17 protein-coding genes and 1 tRNA gene are annotated in these 17,607 nt (G+C 62.4%); 11 read left to right on the top strand and 7 right to left on the bottom strand.

What is annotated here, in order from left to right:
- Window positions 1-26: 26 nt before the first annotated feature.
- From GTP90_RS22980 to GTP90_RS22955, 6 genes are all read left to right on the top strand, one after another.
- Window positions 27-1,235: a BaiN/RdsA family NAD(P)/FAD-dependent oxidoreductase gene (locus GTP90_RS22980; protein WP_161085724.1), complete on the top strand. Its 1,209-nt coding sequence runs from the start codon at window positions 27-29 to the stop codon at window positions 1,233-1,235.
- Window positions 1,236-1,429: 194 nt separating this feature from the next.
- Window positions 1,430-1,642: a 30S ribosomal protein S21 gene (gene rpsU / locus GTP90_RS22975; protein WP_008451879.1), complete on the top strand. Its 213-nt coding sequence runs from the start codon at window positions 1,430-1,432 to the stop codon at window positions 1,640-1,642.
- Between the two features lie 127 nt (window positions 1,643-1,769).
- Window positions 1,770-2,219, top strand: a complete 450-nt coding sequence (locus GTP90_RS22970) for a GatB/YqeY domain-containing protein (RefSeq protein ID WP_161085723.1) — start codon at window positions 1,770-1,772, stop codon at window positions 2,217-2,219.
- Between the two features lie 92 nt (window positions 2,220-2,311).
- Window positions 2,312-4,108 (top strand): DNA primase, encoded by a 1,797-nt coding sequence (dnaG, locus tag GTP90_RS22965; RefSeq protein ID WP_161085722.1) that lies wholly within the window; start codon window positions 2,312-2,314, stop codon window positions 4,106-4,108.
- A 445-nt stretch (window positions 4,109-4,553) separates the two neighbouring features.
- Window positions 4,554-6,797 (top strand): RNA polymerase sigma factor RpoD, encoded by a 2,244-nt coding sequence (gene rpoD / locus GTP90_RS22960; RefSeq protein ID WP_161085721.1) that lies wholly within the window; start codon window positions 4,554-4,556, stop codon window positions 6,795-6,797.
- Between the two features lie 104 nt (window positions 6,798-6,901).
- Window positions 6,902-6,980 (top strand) — tRNA-Ile (locus GTP90_RS22955).
- A gap of 27 nt (window positions 6,981-7,007) precedes the next feature.
- On the opposite strand, the gene GTP90_RS22950 is transcribed toward GTP90_RS22955, so the two are convergent.
- The 4 genes from GTP90_RS22950 to GTP90_RS22935 form a co-directional block, all read right to left on the bottom strand.
- Window positions 7,008-8,048 (bottom strand): SRPBCC domain-containing protein, encoded by a 1,041-nt coding sequence (locus GTP90_RS22950; RefSeq protein WP_161085720.1) that lies wholly within the window; start codon window positions 8,046-8,048, stop codon window positions 7,008-7,010.
- Window positions 8,045-9,004, bottom strand: coding sequence for an acyl-CoA desaturase (locus tag GTP90_RS22945; protein ID WP_175048188.1), 960 nt, complete (start codon window positions 9,002-9,004; stop codon window positions 8,045-8,047). Before GTP90_RS22945 ends, GTP90_RS22950 begins: the two co-directional genes overlap by 4 nt.
- 27 nt (window positions 9,005-9,031) lie before the next feature.
- Window positions 9,032-9,346 (bottom strand): metalloregulator ArsR/SmtB family transcription factor, encoded by a 315-nt coding sequence (locus GTP90_RS22940; RefSeq protein ID WP_161085718.1) that lies wholly within the window; start codon window positions 9,344-9,346, stop codon window positions 9,032-9,034.
- A 149-nt stretch (window positions 9,347-9,495) separates the two neighbouring features.
- The gene (locus GTP90_RS22935; RefSeq protein WP_161085717.1) at window positions 9,496-10,095 is read right to left on the bottom strand and encodes a response regulator; all 600 of its coding nucleotides are present in this window, start codon (window positions 10,093-10,095) and stop codon (window positions 9,496-9,498) included.
- Window positions 10,096-10,180: 85 nt separating this feature from the next.
- Between GTP90_RS22935 and GTP90_RS22930 the strand changes: the two genes are divergently transcribed.
- From GTP90_RS22930 to GTP90_RS22920, 3 genes are all read left to right on the top strand, one after another.
- Window positions 10,181-11,983, top strand: a complete 1,803-nt coding sequence (locus tag GTP90_RS22930) for a sensor histidine kinase (RefSeq protein WP_161085716.1) — start codon at window positions 10,181-10,183, stop codon at window positions 11,981-11,983.
- A 105-nt stretch (window positions 11,984-12,088) separates the two neighbouring features.
- On the top strand, window positions 12,089-12,706 hold the full coding sequence (locus tag GTP90_RS22925; RefSeq protein ID WP_161085715.1) for a PEP-CTERM sorting domain-containing protein: 618 nt from the start codon (window positions 12,089-12,091) through the stop codon (window positions 12,704-12,706).
- 63 nt (window positions 12,707-12,769) lie between these two features.
- Window positions 12,770-13,435, top strand: coding sequence for a PEP-CTERM sorting domain-containing protein (locus tag GTP90_RS22920; protein ID WP_161085714.1), 666 nt, complete (start codon window positions 12,770-12,772; stop codon window positions 13,433-13,435).
- Between the two features lie 92 nt (window positions 13,436-13,527).
- Here GTP90_RS22920 and GTP90_RS22915 read toward each other — a convergent pair whose 3' ends face one another.
- The gene (locus tag GTP90_RS22915; RefSeq protein WP_161085713.1) at window positions 13,528-14,157 is read right to left on the bottom strand and encodes a hypothetical protein; all 630 of its coding nucleotides are present in this window, start codon (window positions 14,155-14,157) and stop codon (window positions 13,528-13,530) included.
- 54 nt (window positions 14,158-14,211) lie between these two features.
- Window positions 14,212-15,093: a helix-turn-helix domain-containing GNAT family N-acetyltransferase gene (locus tag GTP90_RS22910; protein WP_254452005.1), complete on the bottom strand. Its 882-nt coding sequence runs from the start codon at window positions 15,091-15,093 to the stop codon at window positions 14,212-14,214.
- A gap of 104 nt (window positions 15,094-15,197) precedes the next feature.
- Between GTP90_RS22910 and GTP90_RS22905 the strand changes: the two genes are divergently transcribed.
- Together GTP90_RS22905 and GTP90_RS22900 are read left to right on the top strand one after the other, a co-directional pair.
- Window positions 15,198-15,560 carry a DUF5710 domain-containing protein gene (locus tag GTP90_RS22905; RefSeq protein ID WP_117011947.1) on the top strand — a complete coding sequence of 121 codons (363 nt, stop codon included), beginning with the start codon at window positions 15,198-15,200 and terminating at the stop codon, window positions 15,558-15,560.
- A 10-nt stretch (window positions 15,561-15,570) separates the two neighbouring features.
- The gene (locus GTP90_RS22900) at window positions 15,571-16,650 is read left to right on the top strand and encodes a class I SAM-dependent methyltransferase (RefSeq protein ID WP_161085712.1); all 1,080 of its coding nucleotides are present in this window, start codon (window positions 15,571-15,573) and stop codon (window positions 16,648-16,650) included.
- Here the strand turns inward: GTP90_RS22900 and GTP90_RS22895 are convergent.
- A complete protein-coding gene (locus GTP90_RS22895) occupies window positions 16,647-17,531 on the bottom strand; it encodes a LysR family transcriptional regulator ArgP (RefSeq protein ID WP_161085711.1) in 885 nt (294 codons plus the stop codon). The two genes, GTP90_RS22900 and GTP90_RS22895, sit on opposite strands and share 4 nt — an antisense overlap.
- Window positions 17,532-17,607: the final 76 nt, after the last annotated feature.

Genomic DNA, 17,607 nt, shown 5'->3' with positions numbered 1-17,607 from the left:
TACGCCTTTGGACGATTGGATTTGATATGGCAAAGTTTGATGTAGCGGTAATCGGCGCGGGCGCGGCCGGCATGATGTGCGCGGCCACGGCGGCCCAGCGCGGCAAGCGCGTGGTGCTGATCGACCACGCCACCAAGCTGGCCGAGAAAATCCGCATCTCCGGCGGCGGCCGCTGCAACTTCACCAACATCAGCGCCGGCCCGGCCAACTTCCTGTCCGAGAATCCGCACTTCTGCAAGAGCGCGCTGTCGCGCTACACCCCCGCCGACTTCGTCGCGCTGGTGAAGAAGCACCGCATCGGCTACCACGAGAAACATCGCGGCCAGCTGTTCTGCGACGACTCCGCCGAACAGATCATCGACATGCTCAAGGATGAATGCTCGGCCGGCGACGTGCACTGGCGCATGCCGTGCAAGGTCGCCAGCCTGGCGCAGGCGGACGAGGGCGGCTTCGTCTTGCGCACCGACAGCGGCGACATCGAGGCCGACAGCGTGGTGATCGCCACCGGCGGCCTGTCGATCGCCAAGATCGGCGCGACCGACTTCGGCTACCGCATCGCCGAGCAGTTCGGCCTGCGCATGGTCGAGCCGCGCCCGGCGCTGGTGCCGCTGACCTTCGACCCGCAGCAGTGGGCGCCGTTCGTGGAAATGGCCGGCATCGCGCTGGAGGTGGACGTGGAAACCGGTTCCTTCAAGGGCCGCAACCCGACCGGCGGCCGCTTCCGCGAAGACTTGCTGTTCACCCATCGCGGCCTGTCCGGCCCGGCGATCCTGCAGATTTCCTCGTACTGGACGCCGGGCACGCCCATCGTCATCAACCTGATTCCCGAGCTGGACCTGGCTGCCACGCTGATCGAAGGCAAGGGCACGATCAAGAAACAGCTGGGCAATGTGCTGTCGCAATGGCTGCCGGCGCGCCTGGCCGAGGGGCTGCTGCTGGCGCACGGCCTGGCGCCGGACGCCCGCCTGGCCGACCTGCCGGACGCGCAACTGCGCAAGCTGGGCGCGGCCATCAACCAGTGGACCATCACGCCCAACGGTTCCGAAGGCTACAAGAAGGCCGAAGTCACGCGCGGCGGCGTCGACACCCGTGAGCTGTCGCAGCAGAGCATGATGGCCAATAAAGTGCCGGGCCTGTACTTCATCGGCGAGGCGGTGGACGTCACCGGGTGGCTGGGCGGCTACAACTTCCAGTGGGCGTGGGCTTCAGGTGTGGCGGCGGGGCAGGCGGTCTGATATACTGGCGGTCCCTGGAAGTTAGTGGCGTCCCGCAATCGTTGAAGTTGTAGAAAGATTGCACCATACGCCGCGTTGTTTTTGCAGTGAAAGCCTTACGGTTGGCCGTTCAGATGGCCAGGCGTCTTCCATTTTCTCGCAAAAGCTGCTATAGTCTCTTTCTCCCTATAACCTCAAACGGTTTGAATTTTTACATGACCACTATTCGCCTTAAAGAAAACGAGCCGTTCGAAGTCGCAATGCGTCGCTTCAAACGCACCATCGAAAAAACCGGTCTGCTGACCGAACTGCGCGCACGCGAGTTCTACGAAAAGCCAACGGCTGAGCGTAAGCGCAAGCTGGCAGCTGCAGTGAAGCGTCACTACAAGCGCATCCGCAGCCAGCAACTGCCGAAAAAACTCTTCTAAGACTGCTCTTGCAGATTCAACCCGGCAGTATGGCGCTCACGCCTCGGGTTGCTTAAGAGATACCCGCCCCGGTTCGCCGCGGCGGGTTTTCGCATTTTTACTCCTATAATTTTTTGAGAGAAACTCCATGGGCTTGAGAGAACAAATCACCGAAGACATGAAAACCGCCATGCGCGCCAAGGAAGCCGGTCGCCTGGCGACCATCCGCCTGATCCTGGCGGAAATCAAGCGCAAGGAAGTGGATGAGCGCATCGAAGTCAACGACGACCAGACCGTGGCCATCGTGGAAAAAATGATCAAGCAGCGCAAGGATTCGATCACCCAGTTCGAAGCCGGCGGCCGCGCCGACCTGGCCGACATTGAAAAAGCCGAACTGGCGGTGCTGACCGCCTACATGCCTGCCGGCCTGTCCGACGAGGAAGTGGCCGCCGAAGTGGCCGCCGCCGTGGCCGCCTCGGGCGCCGCCGGTCCGCAGGACATGGGCAAGGTCATGGCCATCGTCAAGCCCAAGCTGGCTGGCCGTGCCGACATGACCGTGGTGTCCGCGCTGGTCAAGAAGGCGCTGGCTCCGGCCTGAGGCCTGTTGTTCCCGCCGCCGTCGCTTGATCCGCGTCAAAACCGGATCGGCGCGGCGGTATAGCCTGAACCATAACAAGACCGTATAGCCCTGTGATCCCACAATCCTTTATTTCCGATTTGCTGAACCGGGTCGACATCGTCGACGTGGTCGGACGTTACGTGCAGCTGAAAAAAGGCGGCGCGAATTTCATGGGCCTGTGCCCGTTCCACAATGAAAAATCGCCCAGTTTCACGGTCAGCCCGACCAAGCAGTTTTACCACTGCTTCGGCTGCGGCGCCCACGGCACCTCGATCGGTTTCCTGATCGAATATTCCGGCATGGGCTTTGTCGATGCCGTCAAAGAGCTGGCGCAAAACGTCGGCATGGTGGTGCCCGAGCAGGACGACAAGATACCGCCGGCCCAGCGCGCGCAAATGGCCGCGCAGAGCCTGGCCCTGACCGAGGCGATGACGCGCGCCAGCGATTTTTACCGCGCCCAGCTGCGCGGCGCCACCGACGCCATCGCCTACCTGAAGAACCGCGGCCTGACCGGCGAAATCGCCGCCCGCTTCGGCCTCGGCTACGCGCCGGCCGGCTGGGACAATCTGCGCTCCATCTTCCCCGACTACGAGGCGGTGGCGCTGGCCGAGGCCGGCCTGGTGATCGACAAGGTGGACGAGGACGGCGGCAACCGCAAACGCTACGACCGCTTCCGCGAGCGTGTGATGTTTCCGATTAAAAACACCAAGGGCCAGGTCATCGCCTTTGGCGGCCGGGTGCTGGACCACGGCGAACCGAAGTACTTGAATTCTCCCGAAACGCCTTTATTTTCAAAGGGATTCGAACTGTATGGCTTGTTCGAAGCGCGCCAGGCGATCCGCGATGCGGGTTATGTGCTGGTGACGGAGGGATATATGGACGTGGTGGCATTGGCGCAGATGGGTTTCCCGCAAGCCGTGGCAACGCTGGGCACCGCCTGCACCACCCATCACGTACAGAAATTGTTGCGTCAAACCGACACGGTGATCTTCAGTTTCGACGGCGACAAGGCCGGCCGCCGCGCCGCGCGGCGCGCGCTGGAAGCCTGTCTGCCGCACGTGACGGACAACAAGACCATCAAGTTCCTGTTCCTGCCCACCGAGCACGATCCGGACAGCTACGTCCGCGCCCACGGCAAGGAAGCGTTCGAGCAAGAGATTCACGAGGCCATGCCGCTGTCGCAGTTCCTGGTTAAGGAAGCGGTCGGCGAGCATGATTTGCAGAGCCCGGAAGGCCGCGCGCGCGCCCAGTTCGACGCCAAGCCGATGTTGCAGTCGATGACGCCGACAGCGCTGCGCCTGCAGATCGTGCGCGGCCTGGCGCAGCTGACGCAGACCACGCCGTCCGAGATCGAGGTGCTGTTCGAGCTGGCCAAGCCGGTGGCCGTGGCGCGCCAGGCGCCGCCGCGCACCGGGCGGCCGGTGCCGGTCGGGCTGGAGTTGCAGATCGTACGGCTGCTGGTGGCGCATCCGCCGCTGGCGCTGGATATCGACGCCTCCGCGTTGGCGGCGTTCAATTATTTCGGCGCCGAGCCGGCCGAACGGCTGGCGCAGCTGGTGGCGTCGGCCCAGGCGCTGGGCCCGAACGGCAGTTTCGCCGCTTTTGCCCAGCACCTGAAGTCGCAGGGCGACGAGTACGACGGCATCATCGGCGAGATCGTCAAGGAGCCGGAATCGGATTACGACGCGGTGCGCCTGTTCCTGCGCGGCGCGATCCGCCAGGTGAAGAACGACGCGCTGAAACAGGAGTTGAGTCAGTTGTTCGCGGCCGGCCTGTCGTCCGACGAGATCGGCGTACGCTACCGGGAGCTGACCGCGCAGCAGGATCAATTGCTGCGCGAAGCGCAGGCAGAGTTGGCGAACAGATAATGTTGCAAGTCGTTTTGTATAGTAATGTTTCTGTCATTGTTGCAGCGGGCCGAAGTGGGGTTCTGCCCTCTGGAAAATGAAAAGTGACGTGCTATAATAAAACGCTAAGTGTTGTATGTTTTGGCATCGTTTTTCAGTTCAGAGTGTGTTTGTTTTCAGTCAGTTAGGCTCTTGATCGACATGGGATGACGGGTGTCGGCGGCCAGGGCCAGCTTGGGTTGATCCAACCCGGTCATGGTTTCTCGCCCCCACGCGCGTGTCCGATGCAGTAGAATTTCCGCCAAGAGAGGGTGGAATTCTGTTGAGGTCGATCGGCCCGACCAGGTGTAAGTAAGTCGTAGTATTGTCGGACTTGTGCAGTCGGCATGTCCGAAGACGTAGGCCCGCAAGGGCCGCAAGAAACTTTATCCTAAATAAGCAAGTCGTTGTGTAATCGAAAGCGCCTGTGCCAATCAAGAAACCTGAATCCAAAGCGGCTGCAAAGCCGAGCAAAGTGACCGCAAAATCCGCTAAAACGGCGGACAAATCGGAAACGCGTGTCGCCAGCAACCCGCCGGCGGTCAGCCAGACCACCGACGCGGCCGCGCTTGCTGCCATCGATACTTCGGGCTACGTGCTGCCATCGGTCAAAGTGCCGGGCCGGCGCGGCCGCAAGCCGAAGGAATTCCAGCCTGAAAACGACGAAGTCGCCGCGCTGAACGCGGTCGAACGCGCCGAACTGAAGGCGGTCGACAAGGCCAAGGCCAAGGACCGCAAGGCCAAGGAAAAGGCGCTGCTGAAGGACGCTTTCTCGTCGGACACGGAAGCCACCGAGGAAGAACTCGAACGCCGCCGCCAGAAGCTCAAGACCCTGATCAAGTTCGGCAAGGAACGTGGCTTCCTCACGTACGCCGAGATCAACGACCACCTGCCGGAAAATATCGTCGATCCCGAAGCGATCGAAGGCATCATCGGCACCTTCAACGACATGGGCATCGCCGTCTACGAGCACGCGCCGGACGCCGAGACCCTGCTGCTGTCGGACAACGTCGCCACCGTCACCAGCGACGACGAAGCCGAAGCGGCCGCCGAAGCGGCGCTGTCGACCGTCGACTCCGATTTCGGCCGCACCACCGACCCGGTGCGCATGTACATGCGCGAGATGGGCTCGGTCGAACTGCTGACCCGCGAAGGCGAAATCGAGATCGCCAAGCGCATCGAAGACGGCCTCAAGGACATGATCCAGGCCATTTCCGCCTGCCCGGTGACGATCGCCGAGATCATCGCCGCCTCCGACCGCATCCGCGCCGATGAAATCAAGATCGACGAAATCGTCGACGGCCTGGTCGACGAGAACGAGGAAGTGGCCGCGCCGGTAGCGCCGCCAGCCCCGGCCGAAGAGGACGAGGAAGAAGAGGAAGAGGAAGAAGAGGAAGAAGAGGAAGAGGAAGAAGCGAGCGCCTCGGGCGCCGCCGGTTTCTCGGCCGAACAGCTAGAAGCGTTGAAAAACGCCGCGCTGGAAAAATTCGACGTCATCTCCCTGCAATTCGACAAGATGCGCCGCGCCTTCGAGAAGGAAGGCTACAACTCCAAGGCCTACGTCAAGGCGCAGGAAGCGATCTCGTTCGAGCTGCTGGGCATCCGCTTCACCGCCAAGGTGGTCGAGAAGCTGTGCGACACCCTGCGCGGCCAGGTCGACGAAGTGCGCCATATCGAGAAGCAGATCCTGGACGTGGCCGTGAACAAGTGCGGCATGCCGCGCGCCCACTTCATCAAAGTCTTCCCGGGCAACGAAACCAACCTGGAATGGGTGGACGGCGAAGTGGCCGCAGGGCACGCGTACAGCGCCATCCTGGGCCGCAACATCCCGACCATCAAGGAACTGCAGCAGCGCCTGATCGACCTGCAAGCGCGCGTGGTGCTGCCGCTGCCGGATCTGCGCAACATCAACCGCCAGATGGCGGCCGGTGAAATGAAGGCGCGCAAGGCCAAGCGCGAGATGACCGAGGCCAACTTGCGCCTGGTGATCTCGATCGCCAAGAAATACACCAACCGTGGTTTGCAATTCCTCGACCTGATCCAGGAAGGCAACATCGGCCTGATGAAGGCGGTGGACAAGTTCGAATACCGCCGCGGCTACAAGTTCTCGACGTATGCGACGTGGTGGATCCGCCAAGCCATCACCCGCTCGATCGCCGACCAGGCGCGCACCATCCGTATTCCGGTGCACATGATCGAAACCATCAACAAGATGAACCGGATTTCCCGCCAGATTCTGCAGGAAACCGGCGCCGAGCCGGACCCGGCGACGCTCGCCATCAAGATGGAGATGCCCGAGGACAAGATCCGCAAGATCATGAAGATCGCCAAGGAACCGATTTCGATGGAGACGCCGATCGGCGACGACGACGATTCGCACCTGGGCGACTTCATCGAGGACAACAACACGCTGGCGCCGTCGGATGCCGCGCTGCACGCCTCGATGCGCGGCGTGGTCAAGGATGTGCTGGACTCGCTGACCCCGCGCGAAGCTAAGGTGCTGCGCATGCGTTTCGGTATCGAAATGTCGACCGACCACACCTTGGAAGAGGTGGGCAAGCAGTTCGACGTGACGCGCGAGCGTATCCGCCAGATCGAAGCCAAGGCACTGCGCAAGCTGCGCCACCCATCGCGTTCGGACAAGCTGAAAAGCTTCTTAGAAGGCAACTAAGACTTGACTAGTGGCCGCGCTAGCCCTTATCCTCGCGAGTTCGTTTTAAAAACGACAGCGCGTAGGAGGGGCCGGCAAGGCTCCCAGCGCAAAGCAAGACTACTGGGCCTCTAGCTCATGCTTGGTTAGAGCAGCGGACTCATAATCCGTTGGTGCCGTGTTCGACTCACGGGAGGCCCACCAGAATTTTTATGTAGTGAAATCAAGCCCCTACGAGAAATCGTTGGGGTTTTTTTTCGTCGGGAGTTCCGGCCGCCCGGGGCCGCTCAGAGCTCGTGTCGAGCGCCCGGCATAGAACCCTAGAATGACTTCCTCGAAGTTGCCAATCAGCCCGCTAGCCAAGTGTTTTGCGTACCAATTGAATCGCGTGCTGACGCGGTAGTGCATCCGGGCTGTAAGCGCGGTCGAATGGGGGCCAGTTGGCGCTAATACATATTCTGTATCGATGACATCGAAATATTCGCCACCGATTTTCACGTGATCGTCCAATGCGCCCGGCGGAAAGGAATCGTCGCTGAAGTGATAGGTCCATCTGACATAGCGGTTCGTCTCCCACTGCGTCGCATGCTGGGTGAAATGTATTCCTTTGCCCATACGGACATCGCGCACTAGGCCCTCAGGCGTGACCCGGGTAACGCCGGAGACCGGCATCGGAACTCCAATACGGTACATCCACGCCTGGCCGACCTCCGCTTTTTCGATGTCCCGAGTGTCATGCAACTCACGCCAGACCGTTGGGGCGTCGGCGTTGATGACGACGGTGCGCTCAATTGATCCGACATAGGGTTCACCAGCGTGGTCCGGCAGCAGTGCCGCGAGTAGCAAGGGCATCATTGAGAAGCTGTACACCACTGGCTTTTTGGGCCAGTTGGTGCCACGGCAGATCGCGCCCATGAGCACCCCGCCAAGCGCACCATACACGGCGAACAAGGGCAGGACCAGGATTGCACAGATCAGGCCTTCGATCAGGATCGCCATGGTCGCCATCACGAACAGGACATTTGCGAGCATGCCTGCGAACAGATAGTAACGCCAGCTTCGGCGCTCGGAGAGTTCGGCAACATAGACCGTGACGGCGCCGACAGCGAGCGGTGCAAAACCGATAAAGGCGGGGTGCATTGCGTTCCAGGGATAGCCAGGGCTGCCCCAGAATATCAGGCGTAGCAAGACGCCGCATAGCGCCCCGGCGACCACGGGCCACCATTTGGAAAATGGAAGTCGCCGCACAGGTTCTTTATCCGAATAAATCATATTCTCTCCAGGGCGGTTGGTTGGGCCGGGGCGGGCGAAGCTGGATTGTCGATCGCCCGTACTTCGGGCCGGGCGGGAAGGTCGGCCGGCAATTTGAGATCCCAGGCCAGGCCAGCCCATTGCATGCACTGCAGGGTCCACCATCCCGGGTCCCATTCACCATCAGCAAGCCCAAGGCGTGCCGATCCCGGATAGGCATGATGGTTGTTGTGCCAGCATTCGCCCATGGTCATGAGCGACGTCAGGTGGATGTTGCGACCTTGCACCGCCGCGCCCGCGACTTCATAGTTCATGCCGCCATGGTTGTGGGCGAAGTAGCCGATCAACCAGTGGCCCAGTACGCCGGCCGTCACGCGCGCGCAAACGCCCCAGAATACGAATCCCCAGCCACCCCACCAATACAGCAGCAGCGCAAGCGGCACTTGCTGAAGCATCCATGTGCGTTCAAGGAAGAGGTAGAAACGGTCGTCGGCAATGCGGGATTCAAGTTCGATATGTGGCGGCGAGATCAGGCGTAGCTCGCAATTCAGTTGCCACCAGGCGTCGGTCCATATACCGCGGCCATGACGGAGGTAGTCGTGGCATGTCGGCAGGCGTTGCGCATAGTCGCGCAGTTCGTGCTGGCGCAATAGACCAAGCGGCCCGGCCAGTCCCACTTGCACACCGAGGTAGACCAGCAGGTATTCAAGCCACGGTGGGCATTGGTAACTATTGTGGATCAGTTTCCGGTGGCTACCGAGCGAGTGCCCCAGAAGCAAGACAGCCCCGGTCGAGCCGACGAAGACGCCGAATGCTCCGGCACTAAACTGGGCCGCACCGCCGATGACAGCGGCGCATGCCATCGAAATGAACCAGAGGGATTTGACCGGCGCGTACCTGACCTCGCCGTCAATCACGCTGTTATTGTCCGCGCAGCGCGCGCGGTGCCCCCGGAGACTCGCAGCCCGTTCTGTCATGGTCACTCTCCGCAAATTGAAAAACTATTAAGTGCTACGCTTTTTGAGTGCGCGCGACTCGCGTTTCAGCGGCCTGGCCACGGGGCAGACTTCGAAGGCATAGCCGGTCAAGGTATTGACCAGGCTATCTCGGTTGATCTGGTAGTAGACAAATTGCCCCTCTCGTTCGCGTGTGACGAGGCCGGCGTTTTCAAGGATCGATAAATGGCGCGAGATTGCCGGCGCGCTCATGGAAAAGCGTTGGGCGAGATCGGAGGTAGACAGCCGGGTTTCCGATAGGTACGCCAGGATTTGCCTGCGCGGGCCGGAGGCGAGAGCTTCAAAGACGAGGTCGAGGAGCATTTCGATTAACCTATTAACGAATTTGTTAATAGGTTAATCCTCGTTTTTGTGAATGTCAACAGGGCGCCGACTCAATACTGCCCCACCGTGCCGATCGAAAAATGACCCAGGGCGGGGCGCTGTGTTTTGTCCTGGTCGGTCAATGTCGATCAGACCAGCTTGAGTTCGCGTACCTTGTGGATCAGCTGCACCACATTGTGCACCTGCAGCTTGCGCATGACGTTTTCCCGATGCTTGTCGACGGTCTTGGCCGACAGGTTGAGCTGGGCCGCGACGTCGGCGCCGGCGTAGCCCTGATAAATCAATTGCACCGTCTGCAGTTCGCGTGCCGTCAACACCTCGGTGCAGGTGGCGATCTGCTGCTGCACCGCTACGCTCACCACCGTCTTGCCATTCATCACCTGCGCGATGCAGTGCAATAACTCGGTGCTGGAGCAGTCCTTGAGCAACACCGCGTCCGCCCGGGCATCGCGCAGCTGCTTGAGCACGATGCCCGACTGGGTGCCGGTCAGCGCGATCACCTTCAGCTTCGGATAGCGCTGCTTGCAATACCCCAGCATCGCCGACGACTCGCCGCCCGGCATGTGATAGTCGAGTATCAGCAAATCGATGGCCTGCTGCCGCAGCGCGGGTTGCACCTCCTCGAGGCTGGCGGCCTCGGCCACCACTCGCATGCCCGGTTGACTCTGCAATAGCAATTTCAGCCCTTGCCGGAAAATGGCGTGATCGTCGGCCAGCAGGATATCCATAAAGATGACTATCAGAAACGGTGATAGAATAATGATAACATCTCGGGAGGCGTCATTGTTGGCTAGATTTTTCGCATCGGTCTGGGTGGCGTTGCTGCTGTGCTGTTGCGCCGGCCATGCGCAGGCCCAAGGATGTTCCGAGTCGCCGGATGGCCAGACCGCCCTGCATGCATGCGTGCACGCCCTGCCGGACGCGGCCGCGGCGCAAGTCATGGCGGCCGCCGGGCTGCCCGCGGTGCCTGGCGGCCAGTGGTACCGCATCGATTTGTCCACTGCTGGCGGCAAGCGTTTGCTCGACATCGGCATCCCCGACGCCTACCGGGTGCGGGTTTTCCAGCAGCAGGGCGGACAACTGCGCAGCGCGCTGGACCTCGACGCGGCCAGCACCTACACCGATCGCCCGGTTCAGCATCGCCATCTGATGGCGCCGTTGTCGTTGGCGCCCGGCGCGGCGACGGTCTATGTCTATTATCACAGCCACGGCAAGTTGCTGATGTCGGCCCACCTGTGGCATCCCGACCAGCTCAATGCCAGCGATACCGAAGCGCATCTGTTCAGTGGCCTGGTGATCGGCATCATGCTGGCGATGGTGCCGGTTGCCGTGCTCGGACTGGGCGGCCAGCGCGCGTTTGGCTACCGTATGTATGGCGCCATTGTGCTGACGAACATACTCTTCGTCGGCCAGGTCGAGGGATATAATTTCGCCTTCCTGTGGCCCAACGCGCCAGTGTGGAATATGCTGGCGCCCGGTGTGCTGGGCGGGCTGTCGCTGATGGCGCATATCGGTTTTGCCATGGATTTCCTGCAGATGCGCGCGCGCATGCCGCAGCTCCACCGCTGGCACAGACTGATGCTCGTGGTCTGCGGATTGACGATCATCGCGCATGTGATTTACGAGCTCGATACACTGCTGACCATACAGATGCTCGCCTATTCGGGATTCGGTTGCGCGGTCGCCGTCATCGGCGTGCACCGGCGCATCGAAGCAGCGCGCTTCTATTTGTTGGGCACATCGATCTTGTTGGCCACGCCGCTGCTGCTGTTTATCTTTGTCATCTTGGGCTTGGACGCGGTGCCGCTGGTTCCCGTGCTGTCCTTTCCGAAATTCGCCGGCCTTGGCGAAACGCTGCTGTTCGGCGCGGCCGTCGTCAGCCAGCTCAAGAAGTTCAACGCCCGCCAAGCTGACAGTCGCCTGGCCGAGGCCGCGCAACTGCTGCAGGCGGAACAGGCCAAGCTGGCGGCCCTGGAGCAAGCCAACGAGCGTCTGCTGCGCCTGGCATCGGCTAGCCATGACATCGCCCAACCGCTGGCTTCGCTGCGGCTGGCGTTCAGCGCGCTGGCGCCGGTGGAAGGTCCCGTTGCCGAACATATCGACACCACGCTGGCCTACGCTCAGTCGCTGCTCAAGGACCTTATCGAGCAGGCGCGGCAGGACCAACGCCTGCCGGAACCGATCGTGCTCACCGCCATGTTCGGCCAGCTGGGGCAAGCCTTCCAGGCGCAGGCGAACGTCAAGGGCTTGCGCCTGTCCGTGCGCCCCAGCGACGCGCGGGTGACCGGCTCGTCGCTGCTGCTGTACCGCATTCTGGCCAATCTGCTGGCCAACGCCGTGCACCACACGCCCAGCGGGCGCATCGTGCTCGGCGCGCGGCGTCGTCCCGGCGGCATTGAAATCCAGCTGTTCGACACCGGGCCAGGCATCCCCGCGCCCGCGCGCGAACGGCTGATGCAGCCGTTTGAGCAAGGTGGCCATAGCGAAGGTTTCGGTCTCGGCCTGTTCATCGTCAAAAACCTCTGCCAGCAATGCGGCTATGCGCTACGCATCGCGTCCACGCCGGGACGGGGTAGTTGTTTCGCAGTTTTCATCCCCTCAACGTTGATGTGTTGATAAAAATACGGTGATTTCCGTATTTCCCCGCTGACCGGCGGTGACTACAGTGGCTGGACCGATGGCGCGCAACGCTATCTCACATCAACCACTGGGGAAACCGCCATGAAAACTTCCATCAAAACCACGCTGTCCGCGTTGGCAGCCGCCGTCGGCTGCAGCGCGCCGCTGGCTTATGCCGACACCATCACCTTCGACAACGCCGACCTGACCAGCGTCGCCGTGCGCCCGACCATTTTCACGACACAAGGCTTCGTATTCACCTCGCTCGATTTTGAATTGGTCGGCGGCGGTGTCGCGCCTTACAGCAACGGCACCAATGTGCTGAAGTTCGCGCCGCACGACATCGTCTCGGGGAGCGAAACCAACGCCGTCACCTTCCGCCGCCAGGACGCCGGGCTATTCAACCTCAACAGCCTGGAGTTCTCGCCGGGCGACTACGCGGGCAATGACGTCAGGATGGGCATCAAGGGCGTGTTTGCCAACGGCTCGACCGTCTCCGGATTTGTGCAGGCCCATAACGGCGGCGGTCTGACGCCGGTCGACTTCGAAGGCTGGACCAATCTGGCGTCGGTGGTCCTCACCGGCAATCTGCTGAGCCAAAGCTACGTCCAGGTGGACAACATCAATGTGACGGCCGTGCCGGAGCCGGCAAGCTACGCGATGCTGTTCGCCGGCCTGGGCTTGCTCGGCCTCGTGGGGCGGCGCGCCAGGCGCGCATGAATTTATCACCGTCGACGTCCGGACTGGCGTCCCAACCTGCTGTTCCAACCTAGGGGATTTAACATGAACTGCCACAAAAAATTGAACTCCATCGGCGCCGCGCTGCTGCTGGCCGCCGCGACCCTGCCAGCCATGGCCAGCACGCCGCTGGCCGGGCGCGACCAGCTCTTCCACGCTGTTGCGGCCACCGATCCGAATGCCACCTATCTGTATGACGCCGACTACAACATCACCTGGCTGCGCAGCACCACCGGCGCCAATGTGATGACCTTCGACCTCGCCAACAGCTGGGCCAGTCTCAACTGGGGCGGCTTGACCGGATGGCATTTGCCGACCGCGGGCAGCGTCTATGATCCCGGCCTCTATCCCAGTACGGTCAAGGGGATAGGTTCCGAGGCGGCCCATCTGTACTATGACGTACTGGGCGATCAACCAGGCCTGGACCATGCCGGCAATCCGCAGACGATCGTGCGTAACGCCGGTCCGTTTGGCGGCGCCGACGGCGTTCCGGCGATGATCTGGCTGTCCGGTACCCATGCCACGAACTCGGACTACGCCTACGCCTTCAGCTTCTTCGCCGGCATCAATGCCGAAGGGCCCAAGAGCGGACTGATCGGTGCCATGGCCGTGCGGAACGGCGACGTGTTGGCGGTGCCGGAGCCTGAAACCTACGCCATGCTGTTGGGTGGCCTGGGGCTGGTGGGGCTGGTGGCGCGCAAGCGCCGCTGATCAGCGCTTGCGCCGCCGCCCGCTGGCCGATGGTGGCCTGCGCCGGCGCGGCTGCGGCGCAGGTGTCGCCGGCGGATGTTTGCCGGTACGGCTCAGCCTTTGTCGGCAGACTCCACCGATCGCACATCCAGCATCGCGATCACCAGGTCCGCCTCGGTCAGCAGCGCCTTGACCGGGAAGCCATCCTCCAGCGCCACCACGGCGCCGCCGGCAATCTTCTCGTTGCCGGTGGGGGAGTTCGGCATGAAGGCGAATTGCGGGAACTTGCTTTGACCGTGCTGCGCGATGTCGCGCAGCGTGCGCGGGGCGGCACGCAACAGGCCGTTGCGCACGTGGCGCTGGCGCTCTTCGTTGCGCTCTTTCAGCAGCGCCGTCAGGCGTTCGATTTCCTTGTGCAGGCGGTCGGACTCGGCTTGCAGGTTGCGCAGGTCTTCGTCGCTGAGCGCGTCTTCCCATTGCGTCAGCTTCAGCAGGCCGCGTTTGTGCAGCGCCTGCCGTTGCAGGTCGAGGTCGACCGTGGACAGGCGCGTTTGATGCGCTTCCAGAGCCTGCTGTTCCTGCACATCGCCGTTGGCGCGGTGCCATTTGTCGCCGAAGTCGAACACCAGCCCGTCGAAGTAGAAATACATCGGCAGGCCTTGTTCGAGCACTTGACGGGTGGTCTGGTTCCAACGGCTGGCCAGTTCGGCCAGCGTCAGGGTGATAGGTTCGATGATGGGCATTGTTGTCGCGAGTGGAATTCAATCCGGGATTTTCTCACAGACGACACCGCGCCATCACTTTATCCGCTTGCGCATGAAGATGGTCGCTTGCGGGTTGTCGTTGTAGCGTGCGCAGCGCTCGTAGCCCAGCTGCTCGTACAGCCGGATCGCCGCGTGCAGGTCGTCCTTGGTGTCGAGGTAGACGGCGTCGTAGCCGGCCTGCGCGGCGTGGCTCTCCAGCGCCTGCATCAGCGCCTCGGCCAGGCCGCGCCGGCGGAAACGGTCGGCCACGTACAGGCGCTTGCACTCGGTCGCGCCGGCCACTTCCTGCAGCGGACGCATGGCCACGCAGGCGGCCGCCTCGCCGTCCACATAGGCGATCCACATCGCCGAGCTGGTGTCGTTGAGGAAGGCGCGGATGGCGTCGTCGTCATCGCGCAGCACGACGTTGATGACGTCGAAATATTCATGCAGCAGATGGCGGGCGTCGTCCAGTTCGGCTGCGGTGGCGCGGACCACGCGCGTGGCCGGCGTCGACAGGATGTGCTGCACCTTGCGCATCGCGTCCAGCAATTCCGCGCGCTGCGTTTCGCCCAGCTGCCCCAGCATGCGCACCGTTTCGGCCGAGGCGCGACGGTTGATGTCGGCAATGACCGCCTGGCCGGCGTCGGTCAGGCTCAGCAGGGTGGCGCGCTTGTCCTGCGCCGACCGTTCACCGTGGACCAGGCCGCGCTCGCCGAGGGAGCGCAGCAGGCGGCTCATGTAGCCGGCGTCCAGGTCCAGCTTGGTGCGCAGGTGGTTGGCGGTGCAGCCGGGATTCATCGACAGTTCATACATGATGCGGCCTTCGCTGAGCGAATAGTCGGTGTCCAGGTAGCGCCCGCGCAGCAGGCCCAGGTGCACCGTGTAGTAGCGGTTGAATTGCCGCACAATGTCGGCCTGCTGTTGCATATCCATTAAATCCTCCAGATGCTTGCTTTTGGCAACTATATGCGTGAAGGGCGGTGCAGTCAACCGGGCGTGCATGTAAAATGACTGCTTCCATTAGCGGAGTAGCGACAATGATGTTTTTAAAAGTTCCGTTTGCGGAAAAAGACGAAGCCAAGGCGCTGGGCGCGCGCTGGAATGGCGAGCGCAAATCCTGGTACGTGCCCGACGGTAAGCCGACCGAGCCGTTCGAGCGCTGGCTGGCGCCAGGCGGGGCAGATTTCGTGCCGGCCAAGGCGTCGGTGGCGCCGAAAGCCAAGCCGCTGTCGGTCGATTCCTATGTGGGCAAGTCGGTGGTGGGCAAGTTCTATCAGGAACTGCCGCACGACTGCAATCCGTTCGAGGCTTGCCCGGTCTGCGCGCCGGTGCTGGCCAGCTCGGGCTGGCAGGCGGCGCACGATGGCGTCGACCAGATGCTGGCCACCCTGCGCGCCTGATCCACGGCCCATGCGGAGCGCGCCGGCATTTCGTACCCACGAGACGGCGGCGTTGCCGGTCGCCGGTTTCAGGCATCCGGCCGATCTGTTCGAGGCCTTGTTCCAGAGCATACAGGGCGGCGAAAAGCATGTGCGCCCGCCGCTGGAATTGACGCCCGGTTCTCCTTTCCTTCCGTTTATCGAAATCGGCTACGCGCTGCGGGCCTGCGTGGAGGACAAGTCGCGCCGCGACTATCTGCTGCAGCGCTTGCTTCCGCACCGTGGCGCGATCATCGGCACCTTGCCGGCGAGCTTGCTGCCGCATGGCATGTTGCCGCGTGCCGCGCCGCCGCCCGATTTTCGTCCGTTGGAACAGATCAGCGACGCCGAACTGCGCGCCTGGCTGGTGGAGGACGGCGGCTTGATCTACGGCGAGCTCCAGCGCTTCGAACTGGAGAATTACTTCGATGCGATCGCCCCGCTCATCCGTCCCGGCGGCGTGATGGTCGATCTGGGCAGCGGCTTGGGCAAGGTGGTGATGTCGGCGGCGCTGGCGTTTCCGTTCCAGCGCTGTATCGGCGTGGAGCTGATGGGCTACCGGCACGCCCTGGCGGTGCGGCGCCTCGACGCTTTGCTGGCGTTGGCGCGCCACGGGCTGGCCGCGCTGCCCACGCCGCTGGCGCCCGACACCCCGCTGCAATTGCCGTTTGGCGGCGAGGCCAGCGGCCGGCACCTGCTCGACCTGCCTTCGCGCATCGCCTTCATCGAGGCGGACCTGTTCAAGGTCGATGTGCGCGGCGCCAGCCTGGTGTTCATGTACAGCACATGTTTCGGTCCGCTGATGGGCGCCATCGGCGAAAAGCTGGCGCGTGAGCTGCAGGAAGGCGCGCTGGTCAGTACCACCACGTATCCCTTGAACCATCCGGCGTTCAAATTACTGGGCCAATTCCCGGCCGGCACGGTGGCCTGGACTTCGGTCATGCTTTACCAGCGCACCGGCGCCTTGCAGGCCTTGGGTCCGGCCGAGCCGTCCGTCAGCTACGAACCGGACCCGGCCGAGTGGGAGGAACGCGTCCGGCGGGAATTGGCGGCGCTGGATAACAGGCCTTAAAGCAGCCATTTGCGCGCAGTTGAGATCACATTGTCCGACAATGCGCGCGTAAAGGCCGTTTGAATGTCCCACATGTGCCAGATCAGCGGCACGTCCAGATAATCGCCGGGCGTCAGCTCCACCAGCGTTCCCGCCCTCAATTGCTGTTCGCACTGCAATATCGGCAGCATGCCGTAGCCGAAGCCCGCCTCGACAAACCGTACAAACCCGTCCGAACTGGCGAAGGAATGATGGGGATAGCGGCCGGTGTAGCCGGTGCGGCGGGCGATGTAGCGTTCCTGCAGCGCATCCTTGCGGTCGAAATTCAGCGCGGGCGCCTGTTGCACGGCGGCTGCGGTCATGCCGTCCGGGAACCAGCGCCGGGCAAACGCCGGGCTGGCCACGCAGAGATAACGCATGGCGCCCAGCGGCGTTGATGTCGTCCCGGCAACTTGCGCCGATTCGCTGGTCACGCAGCCGAATACCCGGCCTTCCCGCAACATCGTCAGGGTATGGTCCTGGTCGTCCAGCCGGATGTGGAGCAGGCATTCGCCGCTGCTCATCAGCGGCGTCACGGCTTCCTGCACCCAGGTCGCGGCGCTGTCGGCGTTGACGGCGATGGCGATTTCCGGCCGCGCCTCGCCGGAATCCGGCCGGTGCAGCAGCACCGCTTCCAGCAGCCGGACTTGCCGGTAGTGGGCGATCAGCCGCTGGCCGGCCTCGGTGGGCGAGGGCGGTTGGCTGCGGACGATCAGCAACTCGCCGGCGCTGTTTTCCAGCATGCGGATGCGCTGCGAAACGGCCGATTGGGTGATGGAAAGCGCAACGGCCGCCTTGTCGAAACTGCCATAGTCGATAACGGCGTCCAACGCCGCCAGGCCGCGATAGTCAACTTGCCTCATTAGCGCCTCTAATATTTGGTCAGTAATATTAATTATACTTATCCACCCCGGGAGTTTAAGCTGTCCTCATTGTTTT

This window comes from Duganella vulcania (assembly GCF_009857655.1).
GTDB classification, from domain to species: domain Bacteria; phylum Pseudomonadota; class Gammaproteobacteria; order Burkholderiales; family Burkholderiaceae_D; genus Rugamonas; species Rugamonas vulcania.
Note: the sequence above shows the minus strand (reverse complement) of the source record. Positions and strands in the feature narration are given on the sequence as shown.